General features: G+C 64.3%; 21 protein-coding genes. 10 read left to right on the top strand and 11 right to left on the bottom strand.

Annotation, left to right across the window (positions count from 1 at the left end; genetic code table 11):
- Window positions 1-85: 85 nt before the first annotated feature.
- The 4 genes from Q0S71_RS02390 to xapA all read right to left on the bottom strand — a co-directional run bounded on the left by Q0S71_RS02390 (window position 86) and on the right by xapA (window position 5,570).
- Window positions 86-2,443: an aldehyde dehydrogenase family protein gene (locus tag Q0S71_RS02390; protein WP_295990808.1), complete on the bottom strand. Its 2,358-nt coding sequence runs from the start codon at window positions 2,441-2,443 to the stop codon at window positions 86-88.
- A gap of 49 nt (window positions 2,444-2,492) precedes the next feature.
- Window positions 2,493-3,455 carry a deoxyribose-phosphate aldolase gene (gene deoC / locus Q0S71_RS02385; RefSeq protein ID WP_295990777.1) on the bottom strand — a complete coding sequence of 321 codons (963 nt, stop codon included), beginning with the start codon at window positions 3,453-3,455 and terminating at the stop codon, window positions 2,493-2,495.
- Complete coding sequence (locus tag Q0S71_RS02380; RefSeq protein ID WP_295990776.1) at window positions 3,452-4,645, bottom strand: phosphopentomutase; 1,194 nt, start codon at window positions 4,643-4,645, stop codon at window positions 3,452-3,454. The genes deoC and Q0S71_RS02380 overlap by 4 nt, the downstream gene beginning before the upstream one ends.
- Before the next feature lie 85 nt (window positions 4,646-4,730).
- Complete coding sequence (gene xapA, locus Q0S71_RS02375; protein ID WP_295990772.1) at window positions 4,731-5,570, bottom strand: xanthosine phosphorylase; 840 nt, start codon at window positions 5,568-5,570, stop codon at window positions 4,731-4,733.
- A 390-nt stretch (window positions 5,571-5,960) separates the two neighbouring features.
- Here xapA and Q0S71_RS02370 point away from each other — a divergent pair, with 390 nt between their 5' ends.
- From Q0S71_RS02370 to Q0S71_RS02360, 3 genes are all read left to right on the top strand, one after another.
- The gene (locus Q0S71_RS02370) at window positions 5,961-7,091 is read left to right on the top strand and encodes a carbohydrate kinase (protein ID WP_295990769.1); all 1,131 of its coding nucleotides are present in this window, start codon (window positions 5,961-5,963) and stop codon (window positions 7,089-7,091) included.
- Between the two features lie 17 nt (window positions 7,092-7,108).
- On the top strand, window positions 7,109-8,032 hold the full coding sequence (locus Q0S71_RS02365) for a pseudouridine-5'-phosphate glycosidase (RefSeq protein WP_295990767.1): 924 nt from the start codon (window positions 7,109-7,111) through the stop codon (window positions 8,030-8,032).
- 73 nt (window positions 8,033-8,105) lie between these two features.
- Window positions 8,106-9,014: a LysR family transcriptional regulator gene (locus tag Q0S71_RS02360; protein WP_295990764.1), complete on the top strand. Its 909-nt coding sequence runs from the start codon at window positions 8,106-8,108 to the stop codon at window positions 9,012-9,014.
- Between the two features lie 63 nt (window positions 9,015-9,077).
- Here the strand turns inward: Q0S71_RS02360 and pcp are convergent, their stop codons facing one another.
- The 4 genes from pcp to Q0S71_RS02340 all read right to left on the bottom strand — a co-directional run bounded on the left by pcp (window position 9,078) and on the right by Q0S71_RS02340 (window position 14,007).
- Entirely contained in the window at window positions 9,078-9,746 is a 669-nt protein-coding gene (gene pcp, locus Q0S71_RS02355; RefSeq protein WP_295990763.1) for a pyroglutamyl-peptidase I, read from the bottom strand.
- 12 nt (window positions 9,747-9,758) lie between these two features.
- Window positions 9,759-10,715, bottom strand: a complete 957-nt coding sequence (locus Q0S71_RS02350) for a DUF979 domain-containing protein (RefSeq protein ID WP_295990761.1) — start codon at window positions 10,713-10,715, stop codon at window positions 9,759-9,761.
- Complete coding sequence (locus tag Q0S71_RS02345; protein WP_295990760.1) at window positions 10,712-11,437, bottom strand: DUF969 domain-containing protein; 726 nt, start codon at window positions 11,435-11,437, stop codon at window positions 10,712-10,714. Before Q0S71_RS02345 ends, Q0S71_RS02350 begins: the two co-directional genes overlap by 4 nt.
- Window positions 11,438-11,652: 215 nt before the next feature.
- Window positions 11,653-14,007 (bottom strand): TonB-dependent receptor, encoded by a 2,355-nt coding sequence (locus tag Q0S71_RS02340; RefSeq protein ID WP_295990757.1) that lies wholly within the window; start codon window positions 14,005-14,007, stop codon window positions 11,653-11,655.
- An 879-nt stretch (window positions 14,008-14,886) separates the two neighbouring features.
- On the opposite strand from Q0S71_RS02340, the gene Q0S71_RS02335 reads away from it, so the two are divergent.
- From Q0S71_RS02335 to Q0S71_RS02320, 4 genes are all read left to right on the top strand, one after another.
- Entirely contained in the window at window positions 14,887-15,882 is a 996-nt protein-coding gene (locus Q0S71_RS02335) for a BMP family ABC transporter substrate-binding protein (protein WP_295990753.1), read from the top strand.
- 96 nt (window positions 15,883-15,978) lie between these two features.
- A complete protein-coding gene (locus Q0S71_RS02330; RefSeq protein WP_295990752.1) occupies window positions 15,979-17,520 on the top strand; it encodes an ABC transporter ATP-binding protein in 1,542 nt (513 codons plus the stop codon).
- Window positions 17,517-18,599, top strand: a complete 1,083-nt coding sequence (locus tag Q0S71_RS02325; RefSeq protein WP_295990749.1) for an ABC transporter permease — start codon at window positions 17,517-17,519, stop codon at window positions 18,597-18,599. The genes Q0S71_RS02330 and Q0S71_RS02325 overlap by 4 nt, the downstream gene beginning before the upstream one ends.
- Window positions 18,600-18,603: 4 nt before the next feature.
- Window positions 18,604-19,575 (top strand): ABC transporter permease, encoded by a 972-nt coding sequence (locus tag Q0S71_RS02320; RefSeq protein WP_295990746.1) that lies wholly within the window; start codon window positions 18,604-18,606, stop codon window positions 19,573-19,575.
- Between the two features lie 45 nt (window positions 19,576-19,620).
- Here Q0S71_RS02320 and Q0S71_RS02315 read toward each other — a convergent pair whose 3' ends face one another.
- The 3 genes from Q0S71_RS02315 to Q0S71_RS02305 all read right to left on the bottom strand — a co-directional run bounded on the left by Q0S71_RS02315 (window position 19,621) and on the right by Q0S71_RS02305 (window position 21,115).
- Complete coding sequence (locus tag Q0S71_RS02315) at window positions 19,621-20,061, bottom strand: hypothetical protein (RefSeq protein ID WP_295990742.1); 441 nt, start codon at window positions 20,059-20,061, stop codon at window positions 19,621-19,623.
- The gene (locus Q0S71_RS02310) at window positions 20,061-20,366 is read right to left on the bottom strand and encodes a type II toxin-antitoxin system HigB family toxin (protein ID WP_295990740.1); all 306 of its coding nucleotides are present in this window, start codon (window positions 20,364-20,366) and stop codon (window positions 20,061-20,063) included. The genes Q0S71_RS02315 and Q0S71_RS02310 overlap by 1 nt, the downstream gene beginning before the upstream one ends.
- A 143-nt stretch (window positions 20,367-20,509) precedes the next feature.
- Window positions 20,510-21,115, bottom strand: coding sequence for a LysE/ArgO family amino acid transporter (locus tag Q0S71_RS02305; protein WP_295990737.1), 606 nt, complete (start codon window positions 21,113-21,115; stop codon window positions 20,510-20,512).
- An 86-nt stretch (window positions 21,116-21,201) separates the two neighbouring features.
- Here Q0S71_RS02305 and Q0S71_RS02300 point away from each other — a divergent pair, with 86 nt between their 5' ends.
- The 3 genes from Q0S71_RS02300 (at window position 21,202) to Q0S71_RS02290 (ending at window position 22,788) form a co-directional block, all read left to right on the top strand.
- Window positions 21,202-22,110, top strand: coding sequence for a LysR family transcriptional regulator ArgP (locus Q0S71_RS02300; protein ID WP_295990734.1), 909 nt, complete (start codon window positions 21,202-21,204; stop codon window positions 22,108-22,110).
- Between the two features lie 123 nt (window positions 22,111-22,233).
- Window positions 22,234-22,467, top strand: coding sequence for a hypothetical protein (locus Q0S71_RS02295; RefSeq protein WP_295990732.1), 234 nt, complete (start codon window positions 22,234-22,236; stop codon window positions 22,465-22,467).
- Between the two features lie 78 nt (window positions 22,468-22,545).
- Entirely contained in the window at window positions 22,546-22,788 is a 243-nt protein-coding gene (locus tag Q0S71_RS02290) for a hypothetical protein (protein ID WP_295990729.1), read from the top strand.
- Window positions 22,789-22,849: the final 61 nt, after the last annotated feature.

The following is a 22,849-nucleotide window of genomic DNA, read 5'->3' as shown; positions in this document are numbered from 1 at the left end:
CTCCGGCCCTGATGTTCTGGTCAGCCGCGCTGAAATCGGAATTGCACCAGCGCCGCCGCAATCGGGGTCAGACCCCGACCGTTGATCACACGCCGTAAGGTATCCACACGTTCTTCACTTGCGTGGCGTGCGCCAGCACCGCGCGGCCGCCGCTTTGCGCCGTACTATACCAGTCGCGTCCCTTGGCGCCGCCGACCCAGGTGCGCTTGAGCGAACCGGCCGACAGCCGCTCGACTTCCGCGCAGCCCTCCGCCGAGCCGTCGTGGCGCCACACCGCGTCGATGTCCGAGTGCGTCGCCAGCGTGCGCGCCAGTTCGTCCGCGCCGCCGGTGATGATGTTGACCACCCCGCCCGGCAAATCCGACGTGTCGAGCACCTGATACAGATCGGTCGCCGAGAACGGATGCGCTTCCGACGGCACCACCACCACGCGGTTGCCCATCGCGATGGCCGGCGCCACCAGCGAAATAAAGCCCAGCAGCGGCGCCTCGTTCGGGCACACGATGCCGATCACGCCCACCGGTTCGTTGAGCGCCACGGTGATGCCGTGCATCGGCGGCTGGTGCACCTGGCCGTCGTACTTGTCGGCCCAGGCGGCGTAGTAGAACAGGCGTTCGATGGACGCCTGCACTTCTTTTTCCGCGTTCTTGGAACCGGTCATAGCGGCGATGCGCGCGGCGAATTCGTCGGCGCGCGCCGCCAGATTCTCGGCGATGTAGTACAGCACCTGCGCCCGATTGTGCGACGTGGCCTTGGCCCAGCCGCCAGCCTTGTGCGCCGCTTCGACGGCGTTGCGGATATCCTTGCGGCTGCCCTCGCCGATCTCGCCGATGAAGGCGCCGGAAGCGCCATGGATCGCGCGGCTATAACCGCTGTCCGGGCGCGCCTGCTTGCCGCCGACGTACAGCTTGGCCGTGCGGTCGATGGCGAAGGGGTCGCCGCTGCCGCCGGCCATCGCCAATTTCGGCTGGGCCTTCGCTTCCATCACCGGCGCGGCCGGACGCGCGTCCTCCGACAGCGCGGTCATATATTCATACATGCCTTCGCGCCCGCCTTCGCGGCCGTAGCCCGATTCGCGGTAACCGCCGAAGCCGCAGGCGGCGTCGAACTGGTTGGCGGTGTTAATCCACACCACGCCGGCCTTGATCTGCGGCGCGACGTCCAGCGCGAGGCTGATGTTTTCGCTCCACACGCAGGCCGCCAGTCCGTACACGGTGTTGTTCGCCAGTTGCACCGCTTCGGGCGGCGTGCGGAAGCTCATCGCCACCAGCACCGGTCCGAAGATTTCGGCCTGCGCGACGGCGGCCGAGGTGGAGGCGCCGGTAATGAGCGTCGGTGGGAACCACGAGCCCTCGGCCGGCAGTTCGCACGCGCTCTGGTACACGGTGCAGCCTTCGGCGCGCGCCGATTCCACCAGCGCGGCGATGCGCTGCCGCTGCACTGGATCGACCAGCGCGCCGATGTCGACCGACTTGTCGAGCGGCGAGCCGAGGGTCAGCTTGTCCATGCGGGCGCGCAGCTTGGCGAGGAATTTTTCCTCAACCGATTCCTGCACCAGCAAGCGCGAACCGGCGCAGCAGACCTGCCCTTGGTTGAACCAGATCGAATCGACCAGGCCTTCGACGGCGGCGTCGAGGTCGGCGTCCTCAAACACGATGAACGGCGATTTTCCGCCCAATTCCAGCGACAACTTCTTGCCGCTGCCGGCGGTGGCCACGCGGATCAAACGACCGACTTCGGTCGAGCCGGTGAAGGCCAGCTTGTCGATGCCCGCATGGTTGACGATGGCTTCGCCGACGCGGCCATCGCCGGTGACGATGTTGACGACGCCGGCCGGCACGCCGGCCTGCACGCAGATTTCGGCGAACAGCATGGCCGTCAGCGACGTGAATTCGGCCGGCTTGAAGACGACCGTGTTACCGGCGGCCAGCGCCGGCGCGATTTTCCAGGACAGCATCAGCAGCGGGAAATTCCACGGCACGATCTGGCCGACCACGCCGACGGCGCGGTAGTCGGCGAATTCCTCGGCCTGCAATTGGGCCCAGCCGGCGTGGTAGTAGAAGTGGCGCGCCGCCAGCGGCATGTCGATGTCGCGCGTTTCGCGGATGGTCTTGCCGTTGTCCAGCGTCTCGAGCACGGCGAACAGGCGCGCATGCTTTTGCAGCAGGCGCGCCAGCGCGTACAGCACGCGCGCGCGTCCGTGGCCGCCCAGCGCCTGCCAGCCCGGCTGCGCGCGGCGCGCCGCTTCGACGGCGCGGTCGACGTCGGCGCCGCTCGCCTGCGTCAGGTCGGCCAGCTTCGATGCGTCAGCCGGATTGGTCGAGGCGAACAACTCGCCCGGCGCGCTCCACGCATTGTCGATGAACAGGCCGAAGGCGCGGTCGTGGCGCTCCAGCCAGGCCTGCGCTTCTTTTTGACTTTCGGGTGCTGGGCCGTAGTCCATGGTCGTGAGGATCTCTTTAATTGTTGGCATGACGTGTCCGATTTTTTCTTTAGGGTTGAGCGTGACGGTGCGCGGCCGAGTAATTGCCGGTGACGTAGTGCTCAAGCTGACGCTCGATGTCGGTCAGCAGGCTCGATGCGCCGATGCGGAACAGGTGCGGCTCCAGCCACTCGTTGCCCAGTTCCTCCTTCATCAGCGACAGGTATTGCAGCGCCGCCTTGGCCGTGCCGACGCCGCCGGCCGGCTTGTAGCCGATCTTGAAACCGGTCTGCTCGTGATATTCGCGGATCGCGCGCACCATCGTCAGCGACACGGGAATCGTCGCGTTGACCGGCTCCTTGCCGGTCGAGGTCTTGATGAAATCGGCGCCCGCCATCATGCAGACCCACGAAGCCTTGGCCACGTTTTCCAGCGTGACCAGTTCACCGGTGGCCAGAATGGCCTTCACGTGGGCCTCGCCGCAAGCCTTGCGGTAGGCGACCATTTCGTCGTACAGCGCCTGCCAGTTACCGGTCAACACATGCTGGCGCGTGATGACGATGTCGATTTCGGAGGCGCCGGCGGCGACCGACAATTCGATCTCGCGCACCTTCGTTTCCATGCTGGTCAAGCCGGCCGGGAAGCCGGTCGACACGGCCGCTATCGGCAAACGCCCTTGCAGCACGCGGGTGGCCGGCGCGATCATCTCGTGGTACACGCAGACCGCGCCGGTGGTCAGCACATGGCCATCGAGGCCGAGCGCCGAGACCAAATCCGAACGCAGCGGACGCATGGCCTTCATGCACAGGCGCTCGACGCGGCCCGGCGTGTCGTCGCCCGACAGTGTGGTCAGGTCGATCAGGCCGATGGCCTTCACCAGCCACGCGGCCTGGTATTCTTTTTTCACCGTGCGGCGGTTCGCCAGGCTGGCGGCGCGGCGGTCGGCGGCGGCCTTGTTGACGTGGATATGGTTGATCCAGCCCAGGTCCAGCGGGACTGCTTCGTTGCGTTTGAAATCAGTGATGATGCTCATAACAGATTGCTTCCGTTCGAGAGGGGTTTGACGCCGAGGTGGTGGGCCAGCGTCTGGCCGATGTCGGAGAAGGTGTCGGAGATGCCGAGCGCCTGCGGCTTCACGCCGGGGCCGAAGAAGATCATCGGGATATGCTCGCGCGTGTGGTCGGAGCCGGGCCAGGTCGGGTCGCAGCCGTGATCGGCGGTGATGACCACCAGGTCGCCCTCTTTCAATTTGGCGATGAACTCGGGCAGGCGCGCGTCCATCTCGTGCAGCGCGTTCGAGTAGCCGGCCACGTTGCGGCGGTGGCCGAAGGCCTGGTCGAAGTCGACGAAGTTGACGAACGTGAGCGAGCCGTCGCCGGCTTCTTCTTCGGTCTTCATCAGCGCGTCGAACAGCGCCATGTTGTCGACGCCCTTGACCATGCGCGACACGCCCTGGGTGGCGAAGATGTCGCTGATCTTACCGAGCGCGATCACTTCGCCGCCGCCGTTCTTGACATGGTCCAGCAGCGTCGGCGCCGGCGGCGCGACGGCGTAGTCGTGGCGGTTGGTGGTGCGGGTGTACTTGCCGTTGGCGCCCTTGAACGGGCGGGCGATGACGCGGCCGATGTTGTACGGCGCGACCAGCTTGAAGGCCATCTCGCACACTTCATACAGGCGCTCAAGGCCGAACGATTCCTCGTGCGCGGCGATCTGCATGACCGAGTCGCCGGAGGTGTAGATAATCAGCTTGCCGCTGGCGACATGCTCGTCGCCGTGCTTGTCGATGATGTCCGTGCCGGAGGCGTGGCAGTCGCCGAGGAAGCCGGGCACGCCGGCCAGTTCCTGCAATTTGGCGGTCAGCTCGGCGGGGAACGACGGCGTCGTCTTGGGGAAGTAACCCCAGTCGAAATCGACCGGCACACCGGCGATTTCCCAGTGGCCGCTCTGGGTGTCCTTGCCGGTCGAGCGCTCGCGCGCGGCGCCGTAGGCGCCCGTGAAGCCGTCGCGCTGCGAGAAGCCTTCGGCCCACTCGCCGCTGGCGGTGTGGGCGGCGGCGGCCAGGCCCAGTTTTTCCATCGTCGGCAGCGCCATCGGCGTGCCGCTCCTGGCGGCCCACGCGGCGATGTGGCCGAAGGTGTTGGCGCCGACGTCGTTGTATTTGGCGGCGTCCGGCGTGGCACCGAGGCCGAAGGAATCCAGCAGGAGAATAAATGCGCGTTTCATGTTTGCTCCGATCAGGCCCGGACCACGATGCGATCGCGGCCCGACCCTCAAATGACTGAAGGGCGGACCAGCCGCCCCTCCGGGATTACGCCTGCGGCGTTTTGGCCACGGTGGCGAGGAAGCCGAGTATCAGTTCGATCAGCGACGTGGCGCCGATGGCGGCGTACTTCAGCGTCTGTTCGTGCGACAGCGGGAACGGCGACAGGCCCTCGGCCAGGTTGGTGATGACGGACACGCCGACCACCTTCAAACCGCAGTGGCGGGCCGACACCACTTCCGGCACCACCGACATGCCGACGGTGTCGGCGCCGAGGCGGCCAAAGGCGCGGATTTCGGCCGGGGTCTCGAAGTTCGGGCCGGCGTAGGCGATGAAGACGCCTTCGTGCAGCGTGATGCTTTTGGCGGCGGCCGTTTCCATGACCAGCTTGCGCAGGTCGGCGTCGTAGGCGTTGGCCATGCTGAAGAAGCGCGGGCCGAAGCGGTCGTCGTTGGGGCCGACCATCGGCGTCCCCGGCAGGAAGTTGATATGGTCGGTGATCGCCACCAGCGCGCCGGCGTCCACTTCGGGGCGCAGCGAGCCGGCGGCGTTGGTCACGAACAGCATCTCGCAGCCGAGCAGCTTCATGGTGCGCACGGCCGACGTCATCACGCCCATGCCGTAGCCTTCGTAGAAGTGGCCGCGGCCCTTCATGCACACCACCGACACGCCCGACAGGGTGCCGATCACCAGTTCGCCGGCGTGGCCGTGCACGGTGCTGATCGGGAAGCCCGGCAATTCGTCGAAGCCGATGGTGACGGCGTCGCTCATCTGCTCGGCCAGCACGCCCAGGCCGGAGCCGAGGATCATCGCGATACGCGGTTTGAAATCGGCCGGCAGGCGGGCGCGGATCAGGGCGGCGGCTTGGAATGGGGAATTGTTAGACATGGTTATCCTCGTTTTTATAAGTAATTTTAGACGATGCTGGTGTTGACTATGCTGGTTCGATGGCCGCGCATCGTAGCGACGGCGGCCCGGCGCGCTGCGCCAAAAATCGTGAAAAGCTTGAAAAATAGTGTGACTGCGTGGAAGCTGAATGTGCGTAAAACTGTCTGACCGTCACTATGCATCATCCTCTATATGTATGGCAAATACCATTTTTCTTCCGCATTTATACAAAACCCATATAAATATCGCCTATTATAAAACATGGCGCTAGCCCCGCAAACCGTGGCCGCCGCGAATGTGGCGATGAAATTGACAGGAAATTGACACGCGATTGACAATATGTCGAACATAAGTTTATCATCAGAGACAAATGTTTATACGGACCTCGCCGTGACCGACACTTCCAAAAAAGATCAGCTTTACGAGCTGATCCGCGCCAACCCCTTCATATCCCAGCAAGACCTGGCGATCGAGCTGCGCCTGTCGCGCTCCGCCGTGGCCGGCCACATCGCCGGCCTGATACGCGAACGCCGCCTGCTGGGCCGCGCCTATGTGCTGCCCGACAAGCGCCCCGTGATGTGCATAGGCGCCGCCAACCTGGACCGCAAGCTGCGCACGCTGGCGCCGCTGCAAATGGGCACCTCGAATCCGGCCGGCGCCGAAGAAGTCTATGGCGGCGTGGCCCGTAACATCGCCGAAAACCTGGCGCGCCTGAACCTGCCGGCCGCGCTGCTCACGGCCCTGGGCGACGACGCCGCCGGCCGCGCGCTGCAAGACCACGCCGAATCGGCCGGCATCGACACGCGCGGCTCGCTGCGCCTGTTTGAAACGGCCAGCGGCACCTACACGGCGGTGCTCGACGACCTCGGCGAACTGGTGTTGGCCCTGGCCGACATGGCGCTGTACGAGCAGCTCACGCCGGCCTTCCTCGGCAACCGCGCGCCGCAACGGGCGGCGGCCGCGCTCACCGTGGCCGACCTGAACCTGCCGCTGGCCAGCGTGGCCCAGCTGCTGGCCGACGCGCGGCGCGATGCCATCCCGCTGGTGATCGTCGCCGTGTCGCAGCCGAAGATGGACCGCCTGCCGCAGGATTTGAACGGCCTGCGCCTGCTGATCCTCAATCGCGGCGAACTCGAAACGCGCGCCGGCCGCAAGCTGCCGACCCAGGCCGACGTGCGCGCCGCCTGCCGCGACGTGCGGGCCCAGGGCGCGCAGGACGTCATCGTCACCTGCGGCGGCGAAGGCGTGTTCCACACCCAGGCCGACGTGCTGGCCTGGCTGCCGGCGCGGCGCGTGGACGTGGTCGACGTCACCGGCGCCGGCGACGCCTTCGCGGCCGCCGTCTGCTGGTCGCTATACCAGGGCAGCGACGACTTGACGCTGGCCTGCCGCCGCGGCCTGAAGGTGGCCGCGATGACGCTCGAAAGCCCGGACACGGTGTCGCCGATGCTGGCCGCCGACGTCCTCGACGAAATCCATAACTTCGACATGAACGCGCCGCTGTTCACCGCTCCGGCTTAAACAAAAGGACGCCCACCATGCACCAATTCCTCCTCTACTCGGCCGAAGTGGCCGCCGCGCGCGCCGCCGGCAAAGCCATCGTCGCCCTCGAATCGACCATCATCTCGCACGGCATGCCGTATCCACAGAACGTGCGGATGGCGAACGAAGTCGAACAGATCATCCGCGACGCCGGCGCCGTGCCGGCCACCATCGCCGTCATGGACGGCAAAATCTGCATCGGCCTGTCGCCGCGCCAGCTCGAACTGCTGGCGACGTCGCCGGACGCGATGAAGGTCAGCCGGCGCGACCTGCCCTACGTGCTGTCGCAGTCCAAACTGGGCGCGACCACGGTGGCGGCGACCATGATCTGCGCCGAACTGGCCGGCATCAGCGTGTTCGTCACCGGCGGCATCGGCGGCGTCCATCGCGGCGCCGCCACCAGCTTCGACATCTCGGCCGACTTGCAGGAACTGGCGCGGACCTCGGTGGCGGTGGTGTGCGCGGGCGTCAAGTCCATCCTCGACATCGGCCTGACGCTGGAATACCTGGAAACGCACGGCGTGCCCGTGGTGAGCATGGGCCAGCGCGGCTTCCCGGCCTTCTTCACGCGCGAGAGCGGCTACAACGCCGACTTCCAGCTCGACACGGCGGCCGAACAGGCGGCCTTCATCCAGACCAAATGGCAGCTCGGCCTGAAGGGCGGCATCGTCATCAGCAACCCGGTGCCGGCCGTCGACGCCATGCCGCAGGTGGAAATCGACATGATTACCGCGCAGGCCTTGCAGGAAGCGGCCGACGACGCCATCGCCGGCAAGCAGGTCACGCCCTTCCTGCTGGCGCGCATCAAGCAGCTGACCGAGGGCCGCAGCCTGGCCACCAATATCGCGCTGGTGAAGAACAACGCCCGCGCCGGCGCCGCGCTGGCGCGCGCCATGCTCGATCACAAGGCGATCCAGTAGGCGCGGATATTGTTTATATTGTTTATGTCGTTTCCGATTTGCGCCGTCCCTTTTTGAAGAGCCACCGAACGCCATGTCCATCGACCTGAAACAGTTAAAGTATTTTCTCGCCGTCGCCGAAGAGAAAAGCTTCAGCCGCGCGGCCGAGCGCCTGCACATCTCGCAGCCGCCGCTCAGCCAGCAGATCATGAAACTGGAAAGCGAACTCGGAGTGCGCCTGTTCGCGCGCACCACGCGCACCTTCGAGCTGACGGTGGCCGGCAAGGCGCTGATGACGGAAGCGGCCGACCTGCTGGGCAAGATGCGCATGACGATAGACACCATTCGCCAGATCGACCGTGGCGAAGTGGGACGGCTGCGGGTCGGCATCGTCGGCTCGGCGATGTGGGGCCCGATACCGAGTTTGCTCGAAGAGTTCCAGACCAAGTATCCGCGCGTGACGTGGACGCTGCACGAATTCGGCCCCACGGTGCAGTACGAGGCGCTGCGCGCCAAGCAGATCGACGTCGGCTTCTGGCGCGAACCCAAGCTCGATAACGACGACCTGCGCAACGACAATCTGCGCCAGGAGCTGTGCTTCCGCGAAAACGTGTGCGTGGCCGTCAACGAGCACCATCGGCTGGCCAAGCAGGACGCGATCGAATTGATCGACATCGCGCAGGAACCGATGCTGACGCTGGCGCTCGACAAGTCGGCCTTCCCGCGCTATCTGATTCAATGCTGCGTGAAGGCCGGTTTTCAGCCGGAGATATTCCAGGAAGCGACCGAGCCGCAGACCTTGCTGGCCATGGTGGGCGCGGGCCTGGGCGTGGCGCTGCTGCCGGAGACGACCAGCCGCATCGGCTGGCCGGGCGTGGTGTTCCTGCCGATCCGCAGCAATCCGCCGTCGGCCAACCTCTACATCACCTACACCGTGCTCGATGACGCGCCGGTGGTGCGGGCCTTCCTGAACATACTGAACCCGCCGGCGCACGCGGATTGATTTTCAGCGGGCGGCCGGCAAAGCACGGCGGGACGACTGCGCCACGCTATCGAACAGCCAATCCTAGTGCGTGCGGCCGCCCGCTACGCTGACATCGACGTCCACCGTCAGCGCGGTGCGCACGGCGATGCGCAGCCCTTCGATCATGTCCGCCAGCGACATGCTGGCCGCGCCCGGATGCGCCGCCGCCTGCTGTGGCAGATAGGGGATGTGGATAAAGCCGGCGCGCATGGTCGCCGCCGCCTGCGACGCCTGCGCGTTTTTGGCCGCGTGATGCATCAAGCCATAGAACACGTGATTGCACACGAACGTCCCCGCCGTCTGCGACACCGACGCCGGCAAGCCGCCGGCCCGCAGGTCCCGCACGATGGCCTTGATCGGCAGCGTAGAAAAATACGCGGCCGGACCGCCGGCGACGATGGGCTGGTCCAGCAGCTGTCGCTGATCGTTGTCGGGTATCGGCGCATCGTCGACGTTGATGGCCACGCGCTCGATCGATAAATCATTGCGCCCGCCGGCCTGGCCCACCGCGATCACGAGCGCCGGACCCAGTTCATCGACGGCGGCGACGATGGCGGCGATGGCGGCGCCGAACACGCAGGGCAGCTGGCGCACCCGCACCGTACAATCCTCCACGCTCCAGCCATCGAGCGCGCGCACCGCTTCCCACGCCGGGTTGATGGTCTCTTGGTTGAACGGCTCGAAGCCGGTTAACAATACTGTCCTGGCCATGCTAAAAATCCTTCACCGGTACATCAAAAAATACAGCAGCGCGATATTCACCGCCAGCAGCGGCAGCGCGGTCGGAATCTGCGCCTTGATGACGCCGTTCTTGTCCGGCAGTTCCAGCAGCGCCGCCGGCACGATGTTGAAATTGGCCGCCATCGGCGTCATCAAGGTGCCGCAATAGGCGCTGAACATGCCGATGGCCGCCATCATGGCCGGATTCGCATGGTACACCCCGATCAGCACCGGGATGCCGACGCCGCCCGTCATCACCGGGAAGGCGGCGAAGCCGTTGCCCATGATGACGGTGAACAGCGCCATGCCGGCGCAGTAGACGACGACGGCCACCAGCCGCGTGTCCATGTCGATGTAGGAGGTGGCCAGATAGGCGACCGCCTTGCCGACGCCGACTTCGGAAAACAATAAGCCCAGCACCGCCAGCAAGTGCGGCAACACCACCGACCAGCCCAGGTAGTCGATCAGGCGGCGGCCTTCGCGGATCGCTTGCAGCGGCGAGGCGCGTGTCAGCCGGCACGCCGCGATCACGGCCAGCACGCAGCCGCAACCCAGGCTGACCAGCGTGGTGTTTTTCGGGTCGAGTAAAAACAGGCCGTCGATCTTGACGTCCTTGAGCAGCGTCGAACCTATCATCGTCGTGAAGGGAATCAGCAGCGCGGGGATCAGCAGGCGGTGACCGAGCTTGCCCGCGCTGGCGCGCCGTTCGTCCGGCGTGCGGCTGCCGTAGCGGCCCAGCGTGACGCCGCCGAAGCCGGCGATCAGCGCCATCGCCACCATCAGCACGCCGGCGGCGACCGCCGGCATCCGTTCGCCGGCCAGATAGATGGATGCATACATGGCCCAGAACAGCGCGCTCGAATAACGCCTCGGATTGTGGCGGTCGCGCAGCGCCATCAGCGCCACCATCAGCAGCACGACGCCGAGCAGCACGTAAAAATAATCGGGCTTGAGTATCATGCGGCGCCCCGCGCCTGCGCGGCGGCGACGGTTTGCGCGGCCAGTTCGCGTTCGATTTGCGCGTCGAGCCGGGTCAGGCGCCAGGCGTGGATAATGAAGGCGCTGACCGCCGTCGGCATGCCCCACAGCGCCATCGCCAGCGGATCGACCTCCAGGCCTTCGCCGCGCAAGATGGTTTGCATCAGCACGATGGCGCCGAAGGCGACGAATATGTCTTCGCCGAAGAACAGGCCGACGTTGTCGGTGGCCGAGGCCATCGCGCGCACGCGGTAGCGCAGCCTGTCGCTCAGGCGCGGGTGGCGCGCCTCGGCCGCCGCCTCGGCCATCGGCGCGATCAGCGGCCGCACCATCGTCGGGTGGCCGCCGATGCTGGTCAGGCCGAAGGCGGCGCTCACTTCGCGGATCAGCAGGTAGACGATCAGCAGGCGGCCGGCGGTGGCCGATTTGATGCGGGCGATGGTGGCCTGCGCGTGCTCCTTCAGGCCATAGCGTTCGAGCAGGCCGATGGCCGCCAGCGGCAGCAACAGCAGCAGCGGCAGGTTGCGGGTCTTGATGAAGGCGGCGCCGAGCGTGGCCAGGATCTGTTCGACCGGCATGGCGGCGGCCAGGCCGGTGACGATGCAGGAGACGATCACCACCAGCACGGGGTGGGCGCGCAGCGCGAAGCCGGCGATGATGACGGCGACGCCGATCAGCGGCCAGAGGTTGACGGCGGTGTGCATGGGGCGCGGACTCCGGTGATTTTGGATCGCTGCATCTTACCGGGTTTGGCCGGCGCTGTAACGGGCACTGAAACGTAAAACGGGGTCAGACCACAGTTTCGAATGAATCTCTCGAAACTGTGGTCTGACCCAGATGGAATGAGCGCCATCCGTCCAAAAAAAACCCGGGCATCGCGGGATGCCCGGGTTTCTGTGCCAGCTATCTAATCAAACAATCAGAACGCGACCTTGAACGTGGCGCCGTAGGTGCGCGGCTCGTTCAACATGCCGGTCAGATTGTCGAAGTCGATGGCGCCGACGATCTGGATCTTGTTGAGCAGGTTGCGGGCGTAGCCGGCCACTTCGTATTTGCCGTTGGCCCATTTGTAGCCTGCGCGCAGACCGCCTTCAACCAGCGGCTTGGCCGTGTATTCCGGCGCCGAGTACAGGAAGAAGTTGTACTTGGTGCGGTAGCTCCAGTCGGTGTAGGCGTAGAACTCGCCGTCATACACGGGACGCGAATAGCGCAGCGTGAAGTTGGTCTGCCACTTCGGCGCGCGCGGCAACGGGTTGCCGTTGATGTTGGAGGTGCCGGCGAACGGGCCCGGCGCGTTGCTCGGGGTGCAGCCGCTGGCCGCGTTGTTTTGCACGTTGCCGCAGTAGTCGACGAACAGGCTAGGATCCTTGATCTCGGTCTTGTTGTAGCTGCCGCCCAAAGTCATGCTGAATTCGTCGCTCAAATTGGCCTGGAAGTCCAGCTCGGCGCCCTGTCCCGTGACCTTGGCGGCGTTGATCAGCTGGTTCAGGTTGACGGCGCCGTCGCCGGCCGTCAGCTGCATGTCCTTGATGCGGTACTGGTAGATGCTGGCGCTGAGGCGGGCGCGCTTGTTGAACAAGTCCTGCTTCACGCCCAGTTCATACGACAGCGCCCGTTCGGCGCCGGCTTCGGATGGACGGTCGGCCGCTCCGCTCAGGCGACCCTGCATGCTGGGCGCCAGGTAACCGGTGGCGATGCGGCTGAACAGATTGGTGTTCTTGTCGATCTCATAGGTGCCGCTCAGGTCCCAGCTGACGTTGTGGGTGTGCGCGTCCAGGTAGAACGGGCCGGAGACCGGGGTCTCGTAGCGCGTCGCGTGGAAGTTCTTGCTGTCGTCGGTGTAGCGCAGGCCGCCGCGCACTTTCAGCTTGTCGCTGACGGTGTAGTTGAGCGAGCCGAAGGTGGCCCAGGAACGGGCGTCCTGGAATTGCTGCGTGTAGTCGGGGGTCTGCGGATTGCCTGGCGACAGCGAGTCGAAGGCGATGCTGTCGATCTGGATGTGTTCCTTGAAGTAGAACAGGCCGCCGATCCACTGCAGCGGGCCGGCCGTGTTCGAGGCGGCGCGGAACTCTTGCGTGAACTGGTGGTGGTTAGGCATCACGTCGGCGGTCTCGACCGAGAACGGGATGAAGCCCGGACCCGATGGTGGCGCGTAGACGGCGCCGTAGCCACCGTCGACGTCGGCGCGGCTGTAGAAGCTCAGCGATTCCCAGCCGGTGATCGAGTTGTAGGTGATGCCGTCGTGGTCCCACTTCAGGCGCACGCTGGCGCCGTTGGTTTTCAGGTGCTGGTAGTTGACGCCGTCCGAGGGATAGCTGTCGTAGTCGAAGCCCGGCACCAGGTTGTTGGTGCCCTTTTCCTGGATGTTGGCGCGGAACAGGGTGGCGGTGCCATGGTAGTCGCGCTCGTGGTAGTTGAACAGCGCGCTCAGGTCGCTGGTCGGCTTGACCAGCACTTGCAGGCGGGCCGCCTGGTCGCCGTAGCCTTCGAAGTCCTGGGTGCCGGTCGGCTCGGGATTGTGGACGCGGTCGTCGCGGTGCTGGCTGGTGGCCGAGAAGCGCGCCGCCACGGTGTCGCTGATCGGCACGTTGAACACGCCTTCGGCGGTCTTGGCGCCGTAGTTGCCCAGGCCCAGGGTCAGATAGCCTTCGGTCTTGAAGGTCGGCTTGGCCGAGTCGAACTTGACGACGCCGGCCGGCGAGTTGCGGCCGAACAGCGTGCCCTGCGGGCCGCGCGCCACTTCGATCTGGTCGGTGTCGAAAACGGGGAAGCCTTTCAGCATGGCGTTTTCCTGGATCACATCATCGACCACCAGACCGACCGGCTGCGCCGAGTTCAAGTCGAAGTCGATATTGCCCAGGCCGCGCACGTAGAAGCGCGGGAAGGTGCGGCCGTAGTCCGATTCCACGTTCAGCGACGGCACGCGGCCGGCCAGGAAGCGGATGTCGGCGGCGCCGGAAGTGAGCACGTCGAGCTTGTCGCCTTTGAGCGTGGAGATCGCCATCGGCACGTCTTTGATGTTTTCCGAGCGGCGCTGGGCCGTCACGATAACGGTTTCGAGCTGGCCGGCCTCGCCTTTGACGGGCGCGGCGTCGGCCGCTGGCGCGTCGGCGGCGGCCGCATCGCTTGCGGCGGCCACGGCGCCGGCGGCGACCATCGTTGCGGCCTGGGCCGCAGCCGCCTCTTCCGCCATCGCCGAGTGCAGCGGGAAAGCACCCGCCACAGCCAGCGCGATCAGCGTGCGCGCCGCGTAAGCACTACTTTTCTTCATCATGAGCCAACTCCCTAGATTGAACGGTTATTTGAATTCAGGTGATTATTTCAGCCACGGGGACGTGTGCGTCCCTCTATGTATCCGTATGCCGCCCCGCCGCGATAGCGCTGGCGCGGTGTCTCAGTTTGTGTCATTTCCATGCCTGGAAACTTTGCAATATGCAAAGCAAAGGTCATGCTAGCATGAAAAAAATTGACAGGAAATTACTTGCTGGACATTTTGATTAATATGATAAACGTATAAATAACGAAATAAAATCGTATTTGTCGTACATATTCAGGCTGATGCATAGTGGGGGACGACCGATTTCCCCGCCCTGTCCGCCGTCCAATATCCCCATACACATAATAAAAACAGCCCAGGCGCTGCGACGAGGCGCCGCAGCAGCGATCCGTGGCACAGGCAATCGCCACCGCCGCCACTATGGATATGGCGGTTTTTTGAGCGCCGCTGCGGCTTGCACGGGAGCAAGCTCACGTCGGCGGCGCGGCGGGAACGGTGACGCGGCCGGCGTCGGAATGGCAACGCCACCCTGGTCTGCGCCGGCCTGCCGGCGCCGTCATGGGGCGTGATTTTTGTCCAAACGGACAAAAAGGCAACATAAAAAAGAAATCATGGCGAATAAAAACTGTTGTGGCAACGCTACACTTTGTCACCACACCGTGTGACCGCCGGCATGGCCGGACCGACGTTTTGACGCGCCGCAATACTTTCAAGCCGTGGCCAGGATTTCGGCGGCGGTCGCGTTGACAGCCGGCGCCCAGGCGACGTTTTCCGCCGCCACGCCCGGCGAAGCAGGCTGGCGGCCGATTATGGGCGGGCAAATTAGATGTTTGAGCCAATAAAAATATACAATATCGATCTTCCAGGAGCCAACTCATGAAACTTAAACAATTTAGTTTGACGATAGCCGCATTGTTCGTGGCAGCGACTGCGTCCGCGGCCGACCCGAAATTGGGCATCGTGTATGACGCTGGCGGCAAGTTTGACAAGTCATTCAACCAGTCCGCTTTTGAAGGCGCCACGCGCTTCAAGAAGGACACCGGCATCGGCTTCATCGAGGTGCAAGCGTCCAGCGACACCCAGGCCGAGCAGGTTCTGCGCGCATTGGCGCGTAAAAACCTCGATCTGATCGCATCGATAGGCTTCGCCCAGACCCAGGCCGTACAAAAGGTTGCCAAGGAATTCCCCAAGGTCCACTTCGTGCTGATCGACGGCGTGGCCCAGGGCGCCAACGTCAGTTCCATCCTGTTCAAGGAAGAAGAAGGTTCTTACCTGGTCGGCGTGGCGGCTGCGATGGCCAGCAAGTCGAAAAAGATCGGTTTCGTCGGCGGCATCGACATCCCGCTGATCCGCACCTTCGAGTGCGGCTACGCCCAGGGCGCCAAGGCCGTCAACGCCAAGGTCGACGTGACCCAGAACATGGTCGGCACCACCGCCAGCGCCTGGAACGATCCGGCCAAGGGCGGCGAGCTGGCCCGTTCGCAGTTCGAGCGCGGCGTCGACGTCATCTTCGCCGTCGCCGGCGGTTCCGGCATGGGTACGCTGCAAACGGCCAAGGAAAAAGGCCAGCTGGCCATCGGCGTCGATTCCAATCAAAACCATTTGTATCCGGGCACCATGCTGACCTCGATGGTCAAGCGCGTCGACAACGCCATCTATGATTCCTACATGGAAATGAAGAATGGCAGCTGGAAGGCCGGCGTCGTTTCCAAGGGATTGAAAGAAGGCGGCGTCGACTGGGCGCTCGATGAGTACAACCGCAAGCTGATTACGCCGGACATCGAAAAACGCGTGCTGGGCGCGCGCAAGGATATTATCGACGGCAAGGTCAAGGTCATCGACTACCGCGCCGCGAATAGCTGCCCGGTTTAATTCCCGATCGTCATACAGAGCGCGCCGCCGGGGTCCGACCCCGCGCGGCGCGTTTTCAGTCGGGGACCGTCCCTCCACACCATGAATAATCATCCTATGCAGCCAGCTGTAGAATTTCGCAACATCTCTAAGCACTTCGGGGCGGTGAAAGCGAACACGGACGTCAACTTCACCATCGCCAAGGGCTCGATCCACGGCCTGGTCGGGGAAAACGGCGCCGGCAAATCGACCTTGATGAGCATCCTCTACGGCTACTACAAGGCCGACGGCGGCGACATCCTGCTCGACGGCCACGTGCAGCCCATCCGCAACAGCCAGGAAGCGATACGGCTCGGCATCGGCATGGTGCACCAGCACTTCATGCTGGTCGAAAACATGACCGTGCTCGACAACGTCATGCTGGGCACCGAGGGCGGCTTCAAGCTGTCGGCCCACCGCGCCGCCACCGAAGCGAAGCTGCGCGACATCTGCAGCCGCTACCAGCTCGACGTCGATCCGCTGGCCACTATCCACCACCTGTCGGTGGGCGCGCAGCAGCGTGTGGAAATTCTCAAGCAGATCTACCGCAGCGCCAACATCCTGATCCTCGACGAGCCGACGGCCGTGCTGACGGCGCAGGAAACGGCGTCGCTGTTCGAGATCCTGCGGCTGTTCAAGGAACAGGGCAAGACCATCGTCCTCATCACGCACAAGCTGCAGGAAATCCTCGACATCACCGACACCGTCACCGTCATGCGCGGCGGCCGCGTGATCGGCGCCGTGCCGACGGCCGCCACCACGAAAGAGGAACTGGCCAATATGATGGTCGGCCGGCCGATTGAAAACAACCTGCCGCGCGCGCCCTACAATCCGGGCGCGCCGGTGCTGCACGTGCGGGAACTGCAATTGCAGGATGGCCAGCAAGTCAAGCTGCTGCGCGATATCGGCTTCACGCTGCGCGCCGGCGAGATCGTGGCCATCGCCGGCGTGTCCGGCAACGGCCAGAGCGAGTTGATGGAGATTTTGTCCGGCATGCGGCTGCCGACGTCGGGCAAGGTCGAATTCCTCGGCAAGGAACTGCCGTACGGGCATGGCAAAGGCAAGCGCCACGACGCCGACGGCTTGCCGCGCACCTTCCGCGAACTGGGCATCGCCCACATTCCCGAAGACCGCTTGCGCAATGGCGTCGTCAAGAATTTCTCGGTCATGCACAACACCATACTCGGTTACCAGGACAAGCTGAAAAACCGCTGGGGCCTGTTCGACTTCAAGGCCATCGCGGCCCGCTGCGCCGACTTGATGAAGGCCTTCGACGTGCGGCCCGCCAATGGCGACCTGCGTATCGGCCTGCTCTCGGGCGGCAACCAGCAAAAGGTGGTGATCGCGCGCGAAGTGCTGGCCCAGCCCAAGCTGATGCTGGTCGGCCAGCCGACGCGCGGCGTCGACATCGGCACCATCGAAAGCATCCACAAGCAGTTGCTGGCCCTGCGCGATTCCGGCGTCGCCATCTTGCTGGTGTCGGTCGAACTAGAGGAAGTGCGGGCGCTGGCCGACCGTATCCTGGTCATGTGCGGCGGCATCATCACCGGTGAATTAAACATTGAAGAATTCGATACCACTCGCATCGGCTTGCTGATGGGCGGGATGCACAAATCATGAACAACAACGATCTGCCACGCTGGGCCACGGCGTTTGTCCTGCCCGTTCTGAATCTGCTGTCGGCCATGCTGGTCGCGGCGCTGGTGATTTACCTGCTCGGCGAAAGCCCGTCCGAGTCGCTCGGCATTCTGGTCAACAGCGCCATCCTCAATCCGGAGGGCTTGAGCTACACGCTGTTCTACGCGTCGACCTTCATCTTCACCGGCCTGTCCGTGTCGATCGCGATGCAGGCCGGCCTGTTCAACATCGGCTCCGAAGGCCAGATGTATATCGGCGGCCTCGGTCTGACGCTGGCCATGCTGGCCTTCGACAGTTCGCTGCCGGGATGGGCGATGATCCCCGTCGCCGTCGGCGGCGCGGCCTTGTTCGGCGGCCTGTGGGCGCTGCTGCCCGGCTACCTGCAAGCGAAACGCGGCAGCCATATCGTCGTCACGACCATTATGTTCAACTTCATCGCGGCCTCGCTGATGAACTTCATCATCGTCAAATACCTGATCCCGGCCGGCCAGGAAAGCACGTCGAGCCGTGCCTTCGCCGACCTCGCCGCGATGCCGCGCCTGAACACCTGGTTCCCGATACTGGGCGAGACGCCGCTCAACGTCAGCTTCCTGCTGGCCATCGTCGCGCTGGCGATTTACGGCGTGATGGTGTGGCGTTCGTCGTGGGGCTTCAAGCTGCGCGCGACCGGCATGAACCAGCACGCGGCGCATTACGCCGGCATCCGCATCAGCAAAATGATTATCACCGTGATGCTCATTTCGGGCGCGCTGGCCGGCCTCGGCTCGGTCAATTCCATCATGGGCTCGACGCACTACCTGAGCATGAATTTCGTCGGCGGCGCCGGCTTCGTCGGCATCGCCATCGCGCTGATGGGACGCCAGCACCCGGTCGGCATCTTCCTGTCGGCCGTGCTGTTCGGCGCCCTGATCCAGGGCGGCTTCGACCTGTCGCTGGAAAAACCCAACATCCCCACCGAGACCTTCATCTTCATCCAGGGCCTGATTATCCTGTTCTGCGGCGCGATGGAAAACTTCTACGCGCCGGCGATTTCGGCCCTGCTCAAACGGCGCAAAGGATAAGCTCATGACATTCGACGACCTCCATCTCGCCAGCATCCTGGTGTCGACCGTGCGCAACGCGCCGGTGCTGATCTTCGCCGCCATGGCCGGCCTGTTCGCGGAGCGCAGCGGCGTGATCGACATCGGCCTCGAAGGCAAAATCCTGGCCAGTGCCTTTGCTTCGGCGGCGGTGGCCTTCGCCACGCAGAACCCGTGGTACGGGGTCGGCGCCGGCATGCTGGTGTCGATCGCGCTGGCGACGCTGCAAGCCTATGTCGCCATCACGCAAAAAGGCAACCAGCTGGTGGCCGGCATCGCCATCAACATCGCCATGAGCGGCTTGACCTTCGTGCTGGCGCAGTTCTTCTTCCAGCAGGGCGGACGCACGCCGGACCTGGGCCAGGCGCGCCTGTTCGACGTGGTGCTACCCGGCTCGGCGGCCGTGGAAGGCATACCGTTCCTGGGCTGGTTCTACGCGCACCTGATCGGCGGCCATTCGGTGCTGGTGTATCTGGCGTTCGCGCTGGTGCCGGTCGTGCACTGGGTGATTTACCACAGCCGCTTCGGCCTGCGCCTGCGCGCCTGCGGCGAGAATCCGCACGCGGCCGACGCGGCCGGCGTCAGCGTCGAGCGCCAGCGCTACATCGCGATGCTGATCGCCGGCACGCTGTGCTCTTTCTCGGGCGCCTATCTGGCCATCGTGCAGAGCGGCTTCTTCTTGCGCGACATGTCGGCCGGCGCCGGCTATCTGGCGCTGACGGCGATGGTGTTCGGGAACTGGCGTCCCGTGTACACCTTCCTCGGCTGTCTGATGTTCGGCTTCTTCGGCGCCGTGCAAATTCAGATTGAAGGCGTTGATTTGCCGGTGATCGGCCGCATACCCGGCTCGCTGATCCAGATGGTGCCGTATGTGGTGACGGTGATCGTGCTGGCCGGCCTGATGGCCAAGTCGGTCGCGCCAAAAGCGCTCGGCACGCCGTTCGTCAAGTCGCGCTGACGCGCGCGGCGGGGGTGGGTATGGTCGCCACGCTGGCGACCGGGTTCACTCCTGCTTTAAAAAAACCTGTGGCGTCACTTTGAAAAAAGCAGCGAGTTGGATCGCGGTTTTTTCGTCGATGTCCCGGCGTCCCGCCAGAATTTCTTCCAGCTCGGCCGGTTCCAGTATGCCCGCGAAATCGGCGGATGCCCGCTCTCCTTGCTCAATCATGAACTCCAGCAGTTCGTGAGGCTCAGAATGGACCGCAGGATAATGTATCTCCTCATACGCCATCACCATGCTGTCGAGCAGCATGCGTAATGTCAGCAAGGGATGCTGCTCACTTTCACCTATCTCTTCCCATATTTTCGTCAACAACGATATCGTGTAATCGTAATCGACTGGCGTTTCCAAAGGCCGCAAATGAGCCAAGCCATCAAACTGCAGCCACGCGGCCGCCAACGCATCGATATTCAGCTCATCGGTCTTGTCGGTCAGTGCATTCATTATTTGACCTTTCCTTGACGGTACTGCCGACTCCATTTGTCGTACTCAGGATGCGTCATCACCGCTCGGACCAGAACCCGGCCTATGGCGTAGTCGACGATGGCAACGATCCGATACCGGTTACCGCCAATGTTAAATATAGTAAAAGGCGCAGCGTAATCAGCGCTGGGATATGTGGCACGCAACGCATTGTAGTTTGCTGGCGTCAGTTGACGCATCATCGTCTCCCAGCGTTCAACAGCAGCACGCGCCATCGGGCGATGCCTGCAAAACACTCTGAGCTTCTCGGTGGCGATGAGGTCCATGCGCCACTGTATGACTCTAGCCCCTTTGGCGATTGAGCGCACGCAAAGAGTGCGGCCGGGCCTGCGAAAATACGGCGGCGTCCATGGTTCAAACGGTTTCGGCAGGCATCGGAATCTTGTTGACCGGAAACTGAGCGCACCATTTACAGCAGCAGCGATACGGCAATCGCCCAAATGACGATGGCGATCAGCGCGTCCAGTATCTGCCATGCCAGCGGCCGCGCGAACACCGGCGCCAGATAGCGCGCGCCCAGTCCCAGGCCGCTGAACCAGACGGTCGACGCCAGCATCGCGCCAATCGCGAAATAGAACCGCCCGTTGCCCGGCTGCTGGCCGCCGATGGAGCCAAGCAGGATCACGGTGTCGAGATAAACGTGCGGATTTAATAAACTGAACGCCAGCATGGCGGCGATCACGGCGCCATGGCCGGCGGCCGTCGCGCCGTCGCTGGCGACCAGCGCGGCCGGCTTCAACGCCGAGCGCGCGGCCCGCAAGCCGTAGGCGAACAGGAAAATGGCGCCGCCGATTTTCAGCCAAAGCAACAGCATCGGCATCGCGACGATCAGCTGTCCCATGCCGGCCACGCCGGCCGCGATCAGCGCCACGTCGCAGACGATGCAGATGATGACGCAGGTCGGCACGAACTGGCGCTTCAAGGCCTGCCGCAGCAGGTAGGCGTTCTGCGAGCCGATCGCGATAATCAGGCTGCCGCCCAGTCCCGCGCCCTTCAACAATGCCGTCGCATCCATCGCCGCTCCTTCAAAAAAGAAGCAATCATAAGTGCGCCCGCTGGATAAGTATAATTAATAATATTGAACAAACATTAGAGGCGCTAATGAGTGAAATGGACTATCGCGGCCTCGCGGCGCTCGACGCGGTGATCGACTACGGCAGCTTCGACAAGGCCGCCGACAAGCTGGCCATCACGCAATCGGCGGTGTCGCAGCGTATCCGCATCCTGGAAAACGGCAGCGGCGAGCTGCTGATCGTGCGCTGCCAGCCGCCGCAGGCCACCGCCGCCGGCCAGCGCCTGATCGCCCACTACCGCCAGGTCAAGCTGCTGGAGGCGGCGCTGAAGCGGCGTGCCGGCCCGCAGGACGAGGTGCCCGAAATCGCCATCGCCGCCAACGCCGACAGCGCCGCCACCTGGCTGCAGGAAGCGGTGGCGCCGCTGATGCGGTCCGGCGACTGCCTGCTCGATATCCGCCTCGACGACCAGGACCACACCCTGAGCCAGCTGCGCGAAGGCCGCGTGTTCGCCTGCGTCACCGCCGAAAGCAGTCGCGTGCCCGGCACCACCGCCACGCCGCTGGGCACCATGCGCTATCTGTGCGTGGCCTCACCGGGTTTCGCCAAACGCTGGTTCGCCGACGGCTTCACGGCCGACGCGGTGCGCCGGGCGCCGGCACTGCTGTTCGACCGCAAGGACGCGATCCTGGAACGCTACGTCACGCAGAGGCTGGGCCGCATCCAGCGCATTCCTCACCATTCGCTATCGAGCTCGGACGGCTTCGTGCGTTTTATCGAGGCCGGACTGGCCTACGGCATGATCCCCGTGCAGCAGTGCGAAGCCAGTTTGAAGCGCGGCCGCCTGGTCGACCTGACGCCGGGCGATGGGCTCGACGTGGCGCTGATCTGGCACGCCTGGGACATCCAGACGCCGCTCACCCGCCGCCTGTCGGAGCAGGTCGTGGCGACGGCGCGCAAGTGGCTGCGACAGCCGCCGGCCGCGCGCCGCCGCTGATCGCGCCTCGCACCGCTAACGGCGCGGTAACGGCGCGGCGACGGCGGCCGCGAAACAACTTGATCCAGCGCCGCCGCACTGGCAAACTTGAAGCTGTTTTTGATGAACCAACGGCGACCCACAATGAAAATCAGGGCGGAACACGCAACTTCGATCAAGCGCATGATGGCCGCCGCGCCGATGCTGCTGTGGACCGCCTGCGCCTGCGCCAGCGCCGCCACCATCGTCGTGCGCGACATCATCGAACGCGCCGGCTTGAGGCAGCGGCGCGTGCTGACGATACCGAATCCCGGCCTGTCGCCGGAAACGCCGCTGGCGCGCAGCGAATTGTGGTACAACCAGCTGCAAGAAAAATAATTATCGCCGCTGTCGCCGGCACCCGCATCACCACCACCACCACCACCACCACCACCACCACACAGACAGGAACACCGCATGAAGAGATTACTCGCCCTCGCCGTCACGGCGGCACTGGCCACGGGCAGCGCCGGCGCGGCATCGGCCGCGGCCCCCGCGCTCACGCCGGACATCGGCGCGGCGCTCGAGCGCATTTCAGCCGATTCCATGCGCGGCCACCTGTCGTTCATCGCCTCCGACCTGCTCGAGGGACGCGGCACGCCGTCGCGCGGACAGGACCTGGCGGCCGAATACATCGCCGCGCAATATCGCCGCGCCTGACTGGAGGCGGTCGGCGACGACGGCTATTTCCAGACCGCGCAATGGAAGTTCGCGGAACCGG

This window comes from Rugamonas sp. (assembly GCF_025354735.1).
Classification (GTDB): Bacteria; Pseudomonadota; Gammaproteobacteria; order Burkholderiales; family Burkholderiaceae_D; genus Rugamonas.
This window is presented reverse-complemented; position numbering and strand designations above follow the sequence as displayed.